General features: G+C 74.3%; 12 protein-coding genes. 8 read left to right on the top strand and 4 right to left on the bottom strand.

Going from position 1 to position 14,549, the window contains the following annotated elements:
* Positions 1 to 280 precede the first annotated feature (280 nt).
* From AC07B0_RS09765 to sucD, 3 genes are all read left to right on the top strand, one after another.
* A complete protein-coding gene (locus AC07B0_RS09765) occupies positions 281 to 1,474 on the top strand; it encodes a VWA domain-containing protein (RefSeq protein ID WP_478897498.1) in 1,194 nt (397 codons plus the stop codon).
* 332 nt (positions 1,475 to 1,806) lie between these two features.
* Positions 1,807 to 2,985 (top strand): ADP-forming succinate--CoA ligase subunit beta, encoded by a 1,179-nt coding sequence (gene sucC / locus AC07B0_RS09760; protein WP_356870877.1) that lies wholly within the window; start codon positions 1,807 to 1,809, stop codon positions 2,983 to 2,985.
* A 21-nt stretch (positions 2,986 to 3,006) separates the two neighbouring features.
* Positions 3,007 to 3,897, top strand: coding sequence for a succinate--CoA ligase subunit alpha (gene sucD, locus AC07B0_RS09755; protein ID WP_356870875.1), 891 nt, complete (start codon positions 3,007 to 3,009; stop codon positions 3,895 to 3,897).
* A 106-nt stretch (positions 3,898 to 4,003) separates the two neighbouring features.
* Here sucD and AC07B0_RS09750 read toward each other — a convergent pair whose 3' ends face one another.
* Complete coding sequence (locus tag AC07B0_RS09750) at positions 4,004 to 5,767, bottom strand: helix-turn-helix domain-containing protein (protein ID WP_469376449.1); 1,764 nt, start codon at positions 5,765 to 5,767, stop codon at positions 4,004 to 4,006.
* A 119-nt stretch (positions 5,768 to 5,886) separates the two neighbouring features.
* Here AC07B0_RS09750 and AC07B0_RS09745 point away from each other — a divergent pair, with 119 nt between their 5' ends.
* The gene (locus AC07B0_RS09745) at positions 5,887 to 7,662 is read left to right on the top strand and encodes a cell division protein PerM (protein WP_469376450.1); all 1,776 of its coding nucleotides are present in this window, start codon (positions 5,887 to 5,889) and stop codon (positions 7,660 to 7,662) included.
* A gap of 828 nt (positions 7,663 to 8,490) precedes the next feature.
* Here the strand turns inward: AC07B0_RS09745 and AC07B0_RS09740 are convergent.
* Both AC07B0_RS09740 and AC07B0_RS09735 read right to left on the bottom strand, forming a co-directional pair.
* A complete protein-coding gene (locus tag AC07B0_RS09740) occupies positions 8,491 to 8,961 on the bottom strand; it encodes a hypothetical protein (protein WP_356870869.1) in 471 nt (156 codons plus the stop codon).
* Positions 8,962 to 8,964: 3 nt separating this feature from the next.
* On the bottom strand, positions 8,965 to 9,630 hold the full coding sequence (locus AC07B0_RS09735; protein ID WP_478897495.1) for a hypothetical protein: 666 nt from the start codon (positions 9,628 to 9,630) through the stop codon (positions 8,965 to 8,967).
* 249 nt (positions 9,631 to 9,879) lie between these two features.
* Here AC07B0_RS09735 and purN point away from each other — a divergent pair, with 249 nt between their 5' ends.
* The gene (purN, locus tag AC07B0_RS09730) at positions 9,880 to 10,503 is read left to right on the top strand and encodes a phosphoribosylglycinamide formyltransferase (RefSeq protein WP_356870865.1); all 624 of its coding nucleotides are present in this window, start codon (positions 9,880 to 9,882) and stop codon (positions 10,501 to 10,503) included.
* On the top strand, positions 10,500 to 12,113 hold the full coding sequence (gene purH / locus AC07B0_RS09725) for a bifunctional phosphoribosylaminoimidazolecarboxamide formyltransferase/IMP cyclohydrolase (RefSeq protein ID WP_467289913.1): 1,614 nt from the start codon (positions 10,500 to 10,502) through the stop codon (positions 12,111 to 12,113). Before purN ends, purH begins: the two co-directional genes overlap by 4 nt.
* A 73-nt stretch (positions 12,114 to 12,186) precedes the next feature.
* On the opposite strand, the gene AC07B0_RS09720 is transcribed toward purH, so the two are convergent.
* Positions 12,187 to 12,768, bottom strand: a complete 582-nt coding sequence (locus AC07B0_RS09720) for a hypothetical protein (protein WP_478863512.1) — start codon at positions 12,766 to 12,768, stop codon at positions 12,187 to 12,189.
* A 246-nt stretch (positions 12,769 to 13,014) separates the two neighbouring features.
* On the opposite strand from AC07B0_RS09720, the gene AC07B0_RS09715 reads away from it, so the two are divergent.
* Both AC07B0_RS09715 and AC07B0_RS09710 read left to right on the top strand, forming a co-directional pair.
* The gene (locus tag AC07B0_RS09715; protein WP_356870861.1) at positions 13,015 to 13,875 is read left to right on the top strand and encodes a bifunctional methylenetetrahydrofolate dehydrogenase/methenyltetrahydrofolate cyclohydrolase; all 861 of its coding nucleotides are present in this window, start codon (positions 13,015 to 13,017) and stop codon (positions 13,873 to 13,875) included.
* Complete coding sequence (locus AC07B0_RS09710; protein ID WP_478897493.1) at positions 13,865 to 14,512, top strand: DUF3017 domain-containing protein; 648 nt, start codon at positions 13,865 to 13,867, stop codon at positions 14,510 to 14,512. Before AC07B0_RS09715 ends, AC07B0_RS09710 begins: the two co-directional genes overlap by 11 nt.
* Positions 14,513 to 14,549: the final 37 nt, after the last annotated feature.

Below are 14,549 nucleotides of genomic sequence, written 5' to 3'. Positions count from 1 at the left end.
GGCGGTGACGGATGGGCCCGGTGACGGGCAGAGCGGCCGGTGTGGGGCAAGGCCTCAGGACGGGAGGAGTGGTTGGTGGGCAGGGCCGGCGGAGCCGGTGGCGGCAGGGGTGCGGGAGAGGCGGGGCCGGTGCGAGGAGGCCGGTGAGGCCGGGGCGGGGCCCGTGGCGGACAGGTCCGGCGACGGGCAGATCCGGCGAGGGCAGGTCCGGCGCGGGGCGGGGTCCGTGGCGGGTGGCAGGTGTGGTGGCAGGGCGGAACCAGGAGAGAGGGACGGGGACATGGCGGGAACGGGGCATCAGGTGGCGGCCGGGGTCGCGGAGGGCGGCGGGGACGCGGAGCGGCTGCGGCGGTGGCGGATGGTGCTCGGCGGCGGAGAGGCCGACGGCACCGGCTGCGCGCTGACCGGGCGGGACGCGGCGATGGACGCCGCGCTGGGAGCGCTGTACGGCGGTGGCGGGGGCGCGACCGGCTCCCGCAGGACCTCGGGGGAGCGGTCAGCCGGCCTCGGCGGGAGCGCACCGCACGTGGCGCGCTGGCTCGGGGACATCCGTACGTACTTCCCCGCCCCGGTGGTCCAGGTCATGCAGCGGGACGCGATCGAGCGCCTCGGCCTGTCCGCGCTGCTGCTGGAGCCGGAGATGCTGGAGGCCGTCGAACCCGACGTCCACCTGGTCGGGACCCTGCTCTCCCTCAACAAGGCCATGCCGGACACCACGAAGGAGACGGCGCGGGCCGTCGTCCGCAAGGTGGTGGAGCAGCTGGAGAAGCGCCTCGCGACCCGCACCCGGGCCACCCTCACGGGCGCCCTGGACCGGTCCGCGCGGATCAGCCGGCCCCGGCACCGGGACATCGACTGGGACCGGACGATCCGCGCCAACCTCAAGAACTACCTGCCCGAGTACCGCACGGTCGTCCCCGAACGGCTGGTCGGCTACGGCCGGGCCTCGCAGTCGGTGAAGAAGGAGGTCATCCTCTGCATCGACCAGTCGGGGTCGATGGCGGCGTCCGTCGTCTACGCCTCCGTCTTCGGGGCGGTCCTGGCCTCCATGCGGTCGATCGCGACCCGTCTGGTCGTCTTCGACACCGCGGTCGTCGACCTGACCGACCAGCTCGACGACCCCGTCGACGTGCTCTTCGGCACCCAGCTGGGCGGCGGTACCGACATCAACCGGGCGCTGGCCTACTGCCAGTCGAAGATCACTCGGCCCGCCGACACGGTGGTCGTGCTGATCAGCGACCTCTACGAGGGCGGCATACGCAACGAGATGCTCAAGCGGGTCGCCGCGATGAAGGGCGCCGGGGTCGAGTTCGTGACCCTGCTCGCGCTCTCCGACGAGGGCGCCCCCGCCTACGACCGCGAACACGCGGCGGCGCTCGCGGCCCTCGGCGCCCCCGCCTTCGCCTGCACCCCGGACCTGTTCCCGGACGTGATGGCGGCGGCCCTGGAGAAGCGGCCCCTGCCGGTCCCCTGACCGGCCCGGGCGCGGCTCCGGAGCGGTCCCGGGGCCGCTCCGGAACCGCCGCTGCCGGGCCCCGGGGAACGCGGCCGTAAATCGGCAGATCACACGAAGACGCAGTTCAACCGTGAGGCGATCTGTGACAGGTATCACCGCTCAGGTGTGATCTGCGATTTAGGGACCTACGCCCCCCGGGGATAACCTGCGGGACGGACATGCCGCGTCCACGGTCACCGTGTGCGCCTCCCCTGTGACAGCGCCGTCACGTTGCCCTCCGCGGCACGCCCACGCAGATAGCAGACAACCGCGAATCACTGCGAATCTTTGAAGACAAGGGACGGACGCGCGTGGACCTGTTCGAGTACCAGGCGAGGGACCTCTTCGCCAAGCACGGTGTACCGGTGCTGGCCGGTGAAGTCATCGACACGCCTGAGGCGGCTCGCGAGGCCACCGAGAAGCTGGGCGGCAAGTCGGTAGTCAAGGCGCAGGTGAAGGTCGGCGGCCGCGGCAAGGCCGGCGGCGTCAAGCTCGCCGCCACCCCGGACGAGGCCGTCGCCCGTGCGACGGACATCCTGGGCATGGACATCAAGGGCCACACGGTCCACAAGGTGATGATCGCCGAGACCGCTCCCGAGATCCTCGAGGAGTACTACGTCTCGTACCTCCTCGACCGGACCAACCGCACCTTCCTGGCGATGGCCTCGGTGCAGGGCGGCATGGACATCGAGGAGGTCGCGGAGAAGACCCCCGAGGCCCTCGCGAAGGTCCCGGTCAACGCCAACGAGGGCGTCACCATCGAGAAGGCCCGCGAGATCGTCGCCCTGGCGAAGTTCCCGGCCGAGGTCGCCGAGAAGGTCGCCGAGGTCCTCGTGACCCTGTGGGCCACCTTCATCGCCGAGGACGCGCTCCTCGTCGAGGTCAACCCGCTCGCGAAGGTCGCCAACGGCGACATCATCGCGCTCGACGGCAAGGTCTCCCTCGACGAGAACGCCGAGTTCCGCCAGCCGGGTCACGAGGAGTTCGTGGACCACGCGGCCGCGAACCCGCTCGAGGCCGCCGCCAAGGCGAAGAACCTCAACTACGTGAAGCTCGACGGTGAGGTCGGCATCATCGGCAACGGCGCGGGTCTCGTCATGAGCACCCTCGACGTCGTCGCGTACGCCGGTGAGAACCACGGTGGCGTCAAGCCCGCCAACTTCCTCGACATCGGCGGTGGCGCCTCCGCCGCCGTCATGGCCAACGGCCTCGAGATCATCCTCGGCGACCCGGACGTCAAGTCCGTGTTCGTCAACGTCTTCGGTGGCATCACCGCGTGTGACGAGGTCGCCAACGGCATCGTCCAGGCGCTCCAGCTGCTCGCGGACAAGGGCGAGGCGGTCACCAAGCCGCTCGTCGTCCGCCTCGACGGCAACAACGCCGAGCTGGGTCGCAAGATCCTGTCGGACGCCAACCACCCGCTGGTGCAGCGCGTGGACACCATGGACGGCGCGGCCGACAAGGCCGCCGAGCTCGCGGCTGCGAAGTAAGGGCAGAGGTCACAGACTCACATGGCTATCTTCCTCAACAAGGACAGCAAGGTCATCGTCCAGGGCATGACCGGTGCCACGGGCATGAAGCACACCAAGCTGATGCTGGCTGACGGCACCAACATCGTCGGCGGCGTGAACCCGCGCAAGGCCGGCACCACCGTCGACTTCGACGGCACCGAGGTCCCGGTCTTCGGTTCCGTCGCCGAGGCGATGGAGAAGACGGGCGCCAACGTCTCCGTCCTCTTCGTCCCGCCGGCCTTCGCCAAGGCCGCCGTCGTCGAGGCCATCGACGCCGAGATCCCGCTGGCCGTCGTCATCACCGAGGGCATCGCGGTGCACGACTCCGCCGCCTTCTGGGCGTACGCGACCGCCAAGGGCAACAAGACCCGGATCATCGGCCCGAACTGCCCGGGTCTGATCACCCCCGGCCAGTCCAACGCCGGCATCATCCCGGGCGACATCACCAAGCCCGGCAAGATCGGTCTCGTGTCCAAGTCGGGCACGCTGACCTACCAGATGATGTACGAGCTGCGCGACATCGGCTTCACCTCCGCCGTCGGCATCGGTGGCGACCCGGTCATCGGCACCACGCACATCGACGCCCTGGAGGCCTTCGAGGCCGACCCGGACACCGAGCTCATCGTCATGATCGGCGAGATCGGCGGCGACGCCGAGGAGCGTGCGGCGGACTTCATCGCGAAGAACGTCACCAAGCCGGTCGTCGGCTACGTCGCGGGCTTCACCGCCCCCGAGGGCAAGACCATGGGCCACGCCGGCGCCATCGTCTCCGGTTCTTCCGGCACCGCACAGGCCAAGAAGGAAGCCCTCGAGGCCGCGGGCGTGAAGGTCGGAAAGACGCCGACCGAGACCGCGAAGCTGGCGCGCGAGATCCTGAACGCCGCCAAGTAACCGGTCGCCGGACGGACGTACGGGCGCGCACCGGCGTACGGACGGACGGCAGCGGGACAGCACGGGCGTGGCCCGCACCCCTCGGGGTGCGGGCCACGCCCGTTCCTCATTCCGTACTGGGCGACACCCGTGCGGGCCCGGCCGCAGGATCGGCGCGCAGCTTGTCCTGGAGTTCCCGGCTCTGCTCGGTGAGCCGCTGGGGGCCGCTGTGCGGCGGGACGCCGGTCACGCTCCGCGCGGGCGAGGCCGGGGGCTCGTACTCCCTCGGCGCCGTCGCGGTGGTGTAGGCCGTCGCCACGGCGATCAGCGCGGTCATGACGAGCCCGGCCCGGGTCCAGCGCCGGCCGCGGTTCTCCCCGGCGGCGCGCACGACGGCCGCCGGGCGCGGCTCCAGCCGTACGGAGGGCACGACCGCGCCGAGCCGTTCGCGCAGCAGGGCGGACTGTTCCTCCGGCGGCAGGCCGGCCATCTCGGGGATCCGGCCCGAGAGCTCGGCGTGGGCGTTGAGCAGGCGGTTCCCCGTGGTCGGGGTGCTCGCCTCCGTCTCGGCGGCGGTGTCGGGCAGGTCGAGGCCGACGCCGTCGTAGAGCAGTACGGTCCGGCGGTGCACCGGGGGCAGCGCGAGCAGCGCGTCGAGCACGATCCGGTCGGCGGGCTCGGCCGGCGGTTTGTCGGGGTGCCGGTGGGCGCGGCGGAACCGGTGCCAGGGCGAGAGGGCGTACTCGTACACGGCCGCGCGCACCCAGCCGACCGGGTCGGGGTCGACCGCCACCTCGGGCCAGCGGTCCCAGGCCTGCTGGAAGGCCCGCTCCACCGCCTCGTGGGCGAGGGCGCGGCGGGCCGTCAGCAGGTAGGCCTGCCGGATGAAGGCGGGGGCGGCGTAGGCGTAGAGGGAGTCGAAGGCCTGGACGGGGCCGAGCACCCCCGACCGGTCCGCCTCCGCCGCCCGGGCCTCGGGCGGCTGCGGTTCGAGGGGGTGCGGTTCGAGCGGGTGCGGTTCGGGTGCACCGGCTTCAGGTGCACCGGCCTCGGGCGCTTCGGCTTCGGGTGCCGGGATGTCAGGTTCCGGCGCGTCAGGTTCTGCGGTGTCAGGTGCCGCTGCCTCAGATGCCGGGGCGTCAGGGGCCGGGTGGGCAAGGGTCCGGGCTTCGGGGGCCGGGGCGTCGGCGGTGTGGGGCTCGGGCGCCCGCGGCCCGGATGCCTGGCTTCCGGATCCCGGGTTCGCGGGCGTGCTGGGGGGTGCCCCGGCTGGCGCCGCCGGTCCGGGCGCGTCGGCGGGTCCGGGCGCGTCCGCGGGCGGGGTGGCCGGCCGGGCGGCCGGGGGTGGAGCGGACGGCGGGGGCGAGGGCGGCGGGCCGCCGGCGGAACTGCCGCCTCCGGTCCGGACGGGGGCCTTCGTCTCGTGGCGGGCCGCGCCGGCCGGAGGCTTGGCGGCCCGTTTGGCCGCCGCCTTGGGCCGGGTGCCCGACCCCGCGGGCCGGCCCTGGCCCCCGGCGGCGGAGGCCCGTACGCCGCCGGTGGAACGCGGCGCCCAGCCGGCGAAGGGGGCGGCCGGGGCGCGCCCGGGCGGTGCGGGGGGTTCCGGGGGGTGCGGCGGTGCGGTCGCGACGCGGCGCGCGTCGGGCGGGTCCGCCGCCAGGACGGCGTCGACCGCCGCCAGACGGGCCAGGATCTCGGCGTACACCTCGCGCTTGCGCCCGCGCGGTTCGGTACGGCCCGACTCCCAGGAGCGGACCGTGGCCGCGGTGACCCCCAGGGCCTCCGCGACCTCCTCGTGGGTCAGTTCGCCCGCCTCGCGGAGCCTGCGGCGCTCCTTGGGTGAGGGCAGGCCCAGTTCCGAGCCGGAGGTCGTATCGACGCCTTGTGTCATGCCACACTCCCCGCGACCCGGCAGCCTTGGGCGAAAAAGTACATAAACGTATATTGAGCGACACCACGGGCATTCGCCTGTTACCCGCCCATAGCGCGTGTCGTTGGCACCATGGCGGGGTGACCCAAGTGACCGAACTCGGGACCCCGTTGCCGGCGGCCCCGCGCCCCGGTGTGCGGCGCCGTTCTCCGGCGGCCGCCGCCTGCGTGCTGGGCGGCGCCGTGGCCGCCGGACTGGGGCTCGGCTTCCTCGCCGTGCTCGTGATCGTGCTGTGGATCAGTTCCCCCTATCCGGACAGCGGCCCGGGCGGTGCGCTGCACCTCGCCGCCGGCCTGTGGCTGATGGCCCACGGGACGGAGCTCGTCCGCTACGAAACCCTCTCCGGGGTGCCCGCACCCGTGGGCGTGACGCCGTTGCTGCTGGTGGCGCTGCCCGTCCTGCTGATGCGGCGGGCGGCCCGCCTCGGCAGCGCCTCCGGGGACGCGGCCGGGGCGGACGGGGAGGAGGTGCTGCCGGCCGGCGCCGTGTTCTCCGCGGTGACCTGCGGCTACCTCACCGTGGGGGCGCTGGCCACGGTGTACGCGGCGGGCGGGCCGATGCCGGCCGATCCGCTCAGCGCCGCCTGGCACCTGCCCCTGGTGGCGGTGCTCGCCGCCGCCGTCGGGGTGTGGACCGCCAAGGGGCGGCCGCTGGGGCCGCTGCCCGACTGGGTTCCGAGGAGCGTGCGGAAGGCCGTCACGCGCCCCCGCTACGCGCTGGCGCTGCGCTCCGGGGCGGCCGGGGTCCTGGTCCTGCTGGGCGGCGGCACCCTGCTCGTGGGGGCCTCGCTGGCGTGGCACGGGGCGGAGGTGCAGTCGTCGTTCCTGACGCTGACCGGGGTGTGGTCGGGGCGGTTCGCGGTCCTGCTGCTGGCGTTGGCGCTGATCCCGAACGCGATGGTGTGGGGTGCGGCCTACGGGCTCGGTCCCGGCTTCGCGCTGGGCGCGGGCGCGACGGCGACCCCGCTCGGCTTCGACGGCGCGGCGGCGCTGCCGAGGTTCCCGCTGCTGGCGGCGCTGCCGCCGGAGGGGCCGGGGACGCCGGTGACGTGGGCGGCGGCCGGGGTTCCGGTGGCCGCCGGGCTGGCGGTGGGATGGTTCGCGGTACGGCGGGCCCGGGAGGTCTCGTACGGGGAGACCGCGCTGACGGCGGCGCTGGGTGCGCTGGTGTGCGGGCTGGCGATGGCCGGTCTGGCGGCGGTGTCCGGCGGCCCGATGGGAACGGCGGCGCTGGCGAGCTTCGGGCCCGTGTGGTGGGCGGTCGGGGGTGCGGCGGCGGCGTGGACGCTGGCGCTGGCGGTGCCGTTGGCGGTCGGGGTGCACGCGTGGCGGACGCGGCCGGCCCGGGGGGCGGCCGCCGAGGCGGCGGGGGACACCTGGCACGACTCGGGCGTACGGGAACTCCGCTGGGCGGCCCTCCGCAACGCGTCCCAGCCCCTGGTTCCGCCGACACCGTCCCGCCGCGCACCTGCGGCGCAGCCCCCGCCCCGGCCTCAGCCTGCCCCGGGCGCGGCCCCGGCCCCGGGTTCGCCCGCAGTCCCGGCGGCGGCTTCGTTCCGGGCCCAGGCGCAGCCCCGGGACCAGGCCCCTACCGCGCCGCCTTCCCCCGGGTGGCCCGTGCCCCCGGCCCCGGCGCCCGCTCCGCCCCTGACCCCGGGGCCGGTCCCGGCGCTCCGGGCACCGGAGCCCTCGGACCCGGTGGCGGTGCGGCCGGTGCAGACGGAGCACCGGGCTGCCGCTGACCCGGCGGCCGGTCCGCTCGCGTCCCCGGCCCGTACGGTCGCGGCCCCCTCGGCACCCCTGCTGCCCCCGGTGGCGGGCGCCCGGATCCTGTCGCGCCGGCCCCCCGAGGACTGACGGCCCCGCGCCCCCGGCCGCTCCCGCGCGGGTGGTCGGGGGCGTCCGGCGGCCCGGCCCCCTGGAGGGCGTCCGCGACGCCGCGTCGTCGGGGCGTCCGAGGGGGTCCCGTACTCGGGCGTCCCCTCCGCTGTGCGGGGCGCCGCACCAGGCACTCGCGTCGCCGTCCCCTGCGCCGGTGGCCCGGGCCCGCCCGTGTTTCGGTACCGGGACCTGCCCGGCCCCCGGGCCGCGTCCGCCGGGCCCCCGGGAGCCGGTGTCCGAGCCCGCCGTGACCGCTTCGACCGGGCTCCGGGCGGGGCACCCCCGGTGCCGTCGGCGCCCCCCGGCCGTTCACGCGCCTGTGATCGGTGGAGCCCGGCGCTCCGGGCCCAGGGACGGCCCAGGGGGAGTCCGTGAACTCCCGCCGGGCGTGCGGCGGGGCCCGAGGGATGCCTCCGCTCCGGCCTCGCGCCCCGGGCGCTCACGCCCGTGCGAGGGGGGAGCCCGATCAGGCCGGGCGGGCGTTGCGGTCCACGGCACCGGCCGCGTCCGGCAGGTCGGCACGGTCGGCGCGACCGGCGCGGCCCAGGGGCGTCACGCGGTTGCGGGTGGCCGGGGGCCGGCTCCGGTGCCGGGCCCCTCGGGGTTCCGAACCCGGACGGCCGGGCGGGCGTTGCGGTCCACGGCACCGGCCGCGTCCGGCCGGTCGGCGCGACCCGGGCGACCGGCGCGGCCCAGGGGCGTCACGCGGTCGCGGGTGGCCGGGGGTCGGTGCGCGGGCGGAGGGGTCGGGCCCCTCGGGGCCCGATCCCGGTCGGGCGGTGGCGGCCGCCGTGGGGCGTCCCGTCAGGACGGGCGGGGTGAGGGGCCGTCCTCGGTGGTGAGGAAATGGACGTGGTGCAGTTCGGCGGGCGCCAGGGGGCCGAGGCCGAGGAGGGCGGGGTCGTCCTGGACCCGGTGCCAGAACCCGTCTTCGGTCGGCGCGGTTCCGAGGACCACCCACGGCGCGCCGTACTTCGTCCCCGCCACCCAGACCCCGAGCAGGCGGCCGCCCGGGCCGAAGAGGTCCTCCCCGACCGGTTCCTCCTGCATCTCGGCGACCAGGCTCGACGTGTGCCGGTGCGGGCACGCGGACCGCAGGTGCCGCTGCTCCCACCGGGTGCGGAGACGTTCCGTCGCCGAGTCGGCTTCGTCGTCGGCGGCGTCCAGCGCCCCCTGGGCGGCGTTCGGGGCGGCCGGCCGGGCGACGCGTACGAGCAGCTCGTGTCCGCACGGCTGGTAGCGGAAGAGCCTGAAGATCCTGATCGCGGCGCCCACGGGTCAGCGTTGGACCTTGAGGACGTCACCCACGACGTTGTCCGGGAGCAGGGTGTTGCACTGGAGTTCCGCCGTGCGGGTCAGGGCGTCGTCGCGGCAGACGTAGAAGTCCTTGTACGCGATCTGCAGGGCGTACGAGCTCGCCGCGAGGAGCAGCGCCAGCGAGGCCGTCACCAGGCCGCTGACCGCCGCCGCCCGCTGCGGGCGGGCCGCGGGGCCGAGGGCGGCCAGGCCGTCCGGCTTCGGCGGGGTGCCGGCCACCGCCGCCGAGGCCTTCTCGGCGTCGGTCGCGGGGCGGCCCCGCAGTGCGCTGATGCCCCAGTACATGGCGAGCGCGCCCAGCAGGAGGCCCATCGACGGGATCCCGAAAATGCCGAAGAAGAAGCCCCACATGCCCGCCAGCAGCGCGTACCGGGCCCGCCGCTGGACCGGGTCCATCGGGTCCCAGCGCGCCGGACCGCTCTCGGGGCCGCCGCCCGGACCGCCTCCGGGTCCCTGCCCGGGTCCCTGGCCGGGGCCCCCGGGGCCGCCGCCCGGACCTCCGCCGGGGCCGGGGCCGCCGCCGGGGGCGCCGCCGCGCGGCTTCCACGGCTGGTCGGGCCGGCCCTCGGGGGGCGCCGCGAAGGGGTTGTCGTCGGTCGAGGAGTCGGGCTGACGGCGGTCCGGCATCGAGTGCGTTACTTCCCCTGTGTCGTGGTCGCGGCGCGTGCCGCGCCCTGCGGCGCGCTCCGCGGCGTGCGCGGCTTGTATGCCAGACGCTACCGCTCGCCCGTCCCCCCGTCCCTCGGGGGCGGTCGGGTGTACAGGTATCGTTGCAGGCGGTCGGTGGCTTCGTACGGTTGCCCATGAGTCGGCACGTCGTAGTTTCGTACGACCACACAAGACGAACAACGGCATTCCCGTAAGAAAGGGCCTCCCATGCCCGCCTCCCGCCTGGTCGTGCTGGTCTCCGGCTCCGGCACCAACCTCCAGGCCCTGCTCGACGCCATCGAAGCCCATCCCGGCGGAGCCGAGGGATTCGGCGCCGAGGTCGTCGCCGTCGGCGCGGACCGCGAGAACATCGCCGGCCTGGAACGGGCGGAGAAGGCCGGGATCCCCACCTTCGTGTGCCCCGTCAAGGCCCACGCCAGCCGTGAGGAGTGGGACGCCGCCCTCACAGCCGCGACCGCCGCCCACGCGCCGGACCTCGTGGTGTCCGCCGGGTTCATGAAGATCGTCGGGAAGAGCTTCATCGACCGTTTCGGCGGCCGGTTCATCAACACCCACCCCGCCCTCCTCCCCGCCTTCCCCGGCGCGCACGGCGTACGGGACGCCCTCGCCTACGGCGCGAAGGTCACCGGCTGCACGGTCCACTTCGTGGACGGCGGCGTGGACACCGGGCCGATCATCGCCCAGGGTGTCGTGGAGGTCCGGGACGGGGAGGACGAAGCCGCTCTGCACGAGCGGATCAAGGAAGTCGAGCGTCAGCTGCTCGTCGACGTCGTGGGGCGCCTGGCCCGGCACGGCTACCGCATTGAGGGACGAAAGGTAACAATCCAGTGACCGCCGCAGAGCGCGTAGAGACCGCAGACAGCGCGAACAGCAACGAACCGACCACGACCCAGCGGCCGATCCGTCGTGCGCTCGTCAGCGTCTACGACAAGACGGGACTGGAAGAGCTGGCCCGCGGCCTGCACGAGGCGGGCGTCGCGCTCGTCTCCACCGGCTCCACCGCGTCGAAGATCGCCGCGGCCGGGGTGCCCGTCACCAAGGTCGAGGAGCTCACCGGCTTCCCCGAGTGCCTCGACGGCCGGGTCAAGACCCTGCACCCGCGCGTGCACGCCGGCATCCTCGCCGACCTGCGCCTGGAGGACCACCGCAACCAGCTGGCCGAGCTGGGCGTCGAGCCCTTCGACCTGGTCGTCGTCAACCTCTACCCCTTCCTCGCGACCGTCCAGTCGGGTGCCACCCCGGACGAGTGCGTGGAGCAGATCGACATCGGCGGCCCCTCGATGGTCCGCGCCGCCGCCAAGAACCACCCCTCGGTCGCCGTCGTCACCAGCCCCGCCCGCTACGCCGACGTCCTCGACGCGGCGAAGAACGGCGGCTTCGACCTGACCGCCCGCAAGCGGCTCGCGGCCGAGGCCTTCCAGCACACGGCCGCCTACGACGTGGCCGTGGCCTCCTGGTTCACGAACGCGTACGCGCCCGAGTCCGAGGACGCGGCGCTGCCCGAGTTCCTGGCCGGCGCCTGGGAGCGCAAGTCGACCCTGCGCTACGGCGAGAACCCGCACCAGGCCGCCGCGCTGTACACGGACGGGCAGCCGGGCGGGCTCGCCAACGCCGAGCAGCTGCACGGCAAGGAGATGTCCTTCAACAACTACGTGGACACGGAGGCCGCCCGCCGGGCCGCCTACGACCACGACGAGCCCTGCGTCGCGATCATCAAGCACGCCAACCCGTGCGGGATCGCCGTGGACACCGACGTGGCCGCGGCCCACCGCAAGGCGCACGCCTGCGACCCGCTGTCGGCCTTCGGCGGCGTCATCGCCGTGAACCGCCCGGTGACCGTCGAGCTCGCCGAGCAGGTCGCGGAGATCTTCACCGAGGTCATCGCCGCGCCCGCCTACGAGGACGGCGCGGTCGAGATCCTGGCCAAGAAGAAGAACATCCGCGTCCTGAAGGTGGACGGGACCCCGCACCAGCCGGGCGACCTCAAGCCCGTCAGCGGCGGCGCGCTGCTCCAGCAGAGCGACCTCTTCCAGGCCGAGGGCGACGACCCGGCGAACTGGACCCTGGCCACCGGTGACGCCCTGTCCCCGGCCGAACTCGCCGACCTCGCCTTCGCGTGGAAGGCCTGCCGCGCCGTCAAGTCCAACGCGATCCTGCTCGCCAAGGACGGCGCCTCGGTCGGCGTCGGCATGGGGCAGGTCAACCGCGTCGACTCGGCGAAGCTGGCCGTCGAGCGGGCGGGTGCCGAGCGCGCCCAGGGTTCGTACGCCGCCTCCGACGCCTTCTTCCCGTTCCCGGACGGGCTGGAGATCCTGACCGCCGCGGGCGTCAAGGCCGTCGTCCAGCCGGGCGGTTCGGTCCGTGACGAGCAGGTCGTCGAGGCCGCGAAGAAGGCGGGCGTGACCATGTACTTCACCGGCACCCGCCACTTCTTCCACTGACCGTCCCGGTCCCCGTACGACGAAGGCCGCGCCCCGCACTGCGGGACGCGGCCTTCGACGTACGGGCCGTGGATCAGCGCTGGCGGTTGAACCAGGCCGAGCCGTCCGACTTCGCCACGAAGACGAGGGCCAGGATCAGCAGCACCAGGTGCACCAGGCTGAGCGGGAAGAAGGGGTACAGGCTCAGCAGGATGCCGAGGGCCGCGTACACGATGATGCCGATGCGGACGCCGTTGCCGCCCTTGCCGATCTTGATGGCCAGCACGATCGACGCGACCATGTAGACCACGGCCAGGGCGATCAGCGCGTACAGGACACCGGAGCCGAGCTTGGCCATGTCCTCGAACTGCGCGTTGCCCTGCAGCTCCGGGTCGTCCTTCAGCTGCTGGATCAGGGCGATCGCGGCGAACAGGACGCCGATGCCGACGATCTGGAGGCCGGCGATGACCCAGAGCATGACGCGGGCGGCCTTGACACCACCGGGCATCGTGACCGGCGCGCCCGGGTAGGCGCCGCCCGGGGTGCCCTGCGGGTAGGCGTAGCCGCCCTGCGCCGGGACGCCCTGGGGGGCCTGCTGCGGGTAGCCGTAGCCGGGCTGGCCCTGCGGGGCCTGGGGCTGCTGTCCGTACGGGTTGTTCGGGTCGCCGAAGCTCATCTTGGGTGGTTCCTCCGTGGAAGTGCGGGGACGCACGGCAACACGCGCGGAGGAACTCTGGAACTAGCGGTCCGCCCCCCGGCACTGCCCGCGGCACTCTGGTCGTTGCATCGTCGTCGGGGTGACCACGGCTTGTCCAGTTGGTTCGCACGGCCCCCCTGACTTGTTGTGCAAGTGCAATCAACGGTGGACCCCGCCGAGCGCCTTGACTGGAACCGGGGCCACTCCATCCGGGAGGATGGCCGCATGACCGCCCAGATTCTCGATGGCAAGGCCACCGCAGCCGCGATCAAGTCCGAACTGACCGCCCGAGTGGCGGCGCTGAAGGCCCGGGGGATCACCCCCGGCCTCGGCACCCTGCTCGTCGGCGACGATCCGGGCAGCCGCTGGTACGTCAACGGAAAGCACAAGGACTGCGCCGAGGTGGGCATCGCCTCCATCCAGCGCGAACTGCCCGCCACGGCTTCCCAGGAGGACATCGAGCAGGTCGTCCGGGAGCTCAACGCCGATCCGCACTGCACCGGCTACATCGTCCAACTCCCGCTCCCCAAGGGAATCGACACCAACCGCGTCCTCGAACTGATGGACCCGGCCAAGGACGCCGACGGCCTGCACCCCATGTCGCTGGGCCGCCTGGTGCTGAACGAGCCGGGCCCGCTGCCCTGCACCCCGTACGGCATCGTCGAGCTGCTGCGCCACCACGGGGTCGAGATCAACGGTGCGCACGTGGTCGTCCTCGGCCGCGGCATCACCGTCGGCCGGTCCATCGGGCTGCTGCTCACCCGCAAGTCCGAGAACGCCACCGTGACCCTGTGCCACACCGGTACGCGCGACCTCTCCGGGCTGCTGCGCCAGGCGGACATCGTCGTCGCGGCGGCGGGCGTTCCGCACCTGGTGAAGCCGGAGGACGTGAAGCCGGGCGCGGCGGTGCTCGACGTCGGCGTCAGCCGTGACGAGAACGGCAAGATCGTCGGGGACGTCCACCCGGGCGTCGCCGAGGTGGCGGGCTGGATCTCCCCGAACCCGGGAGGCGTCGGCCCGATGACCCGCGCCCAGCTGCTGGTGAACGTCGTCGAGGCGGCGGAACGGATCACCAGTGCGGGCTGAGCAGGACGCGAACGCGGACGCGGACGCCACGGGCCCGGCCGCCGAAGGGCAGCCGGGGCCGGAGCGCCCGGACGCGGGCACGGAACCGGAGGAGCCCGGGGCGGCCGGGCCGGTACCGGCGCCCGGGGCCGACGGCGCCGGGGCCGACGTGCCCGCGCCCCCGGGGCCGGAGACGCCGGGGACGCCGGGGCCCGCGCGCCCGGCCCGGGCCGGGGACCCGGGTGGTCCCGGCACGGCTGCCGGCGCCGCGGCCAGGTCCCGGCGGTTCCCCGCCGTCACCCAGGACACGGCCCGTCCCGAGGGCGGCGGCCGTGCCATCCCCGGGGCCGTGTCCGCGCCGGCGCGTCAGTGGCCGATGCTCAGCGTCCTGGCCGCCACCGCGGTCGGGCTGCTGGCCACGGCGACGGGCCATCCGCGCGCGGGCTGCCTGGTGATCGGCATCGCCCTGATCGCGGCCTCGGTGCTGCGGCGCCTGCTGCCGTCGGTGGGCATGCTCGCGGTGCGCTCCCGCTTCACGGACATGGTCACGTACGGGCTGCTGGGCGTGGCGATCACACTGCTCGCGCTGGTCATCGGGCCCAAGCCGCTGCTGGAGATCCCGTTCCTGGAGAGCGCGGTCCGCTTCACCGTGCGTTGAGAGGCGTCACCGTGCGCTGAGTCGCGTCACCGTGCGC

Source organism: Streptomyces sp. NPDC044704, assembly GCF_056433525.1.
The sequence above is the reverse complement of the archived record's forward strand: the minus strand, read 5'-3'. Positions and strand labels throughout refer to the sequence as shown.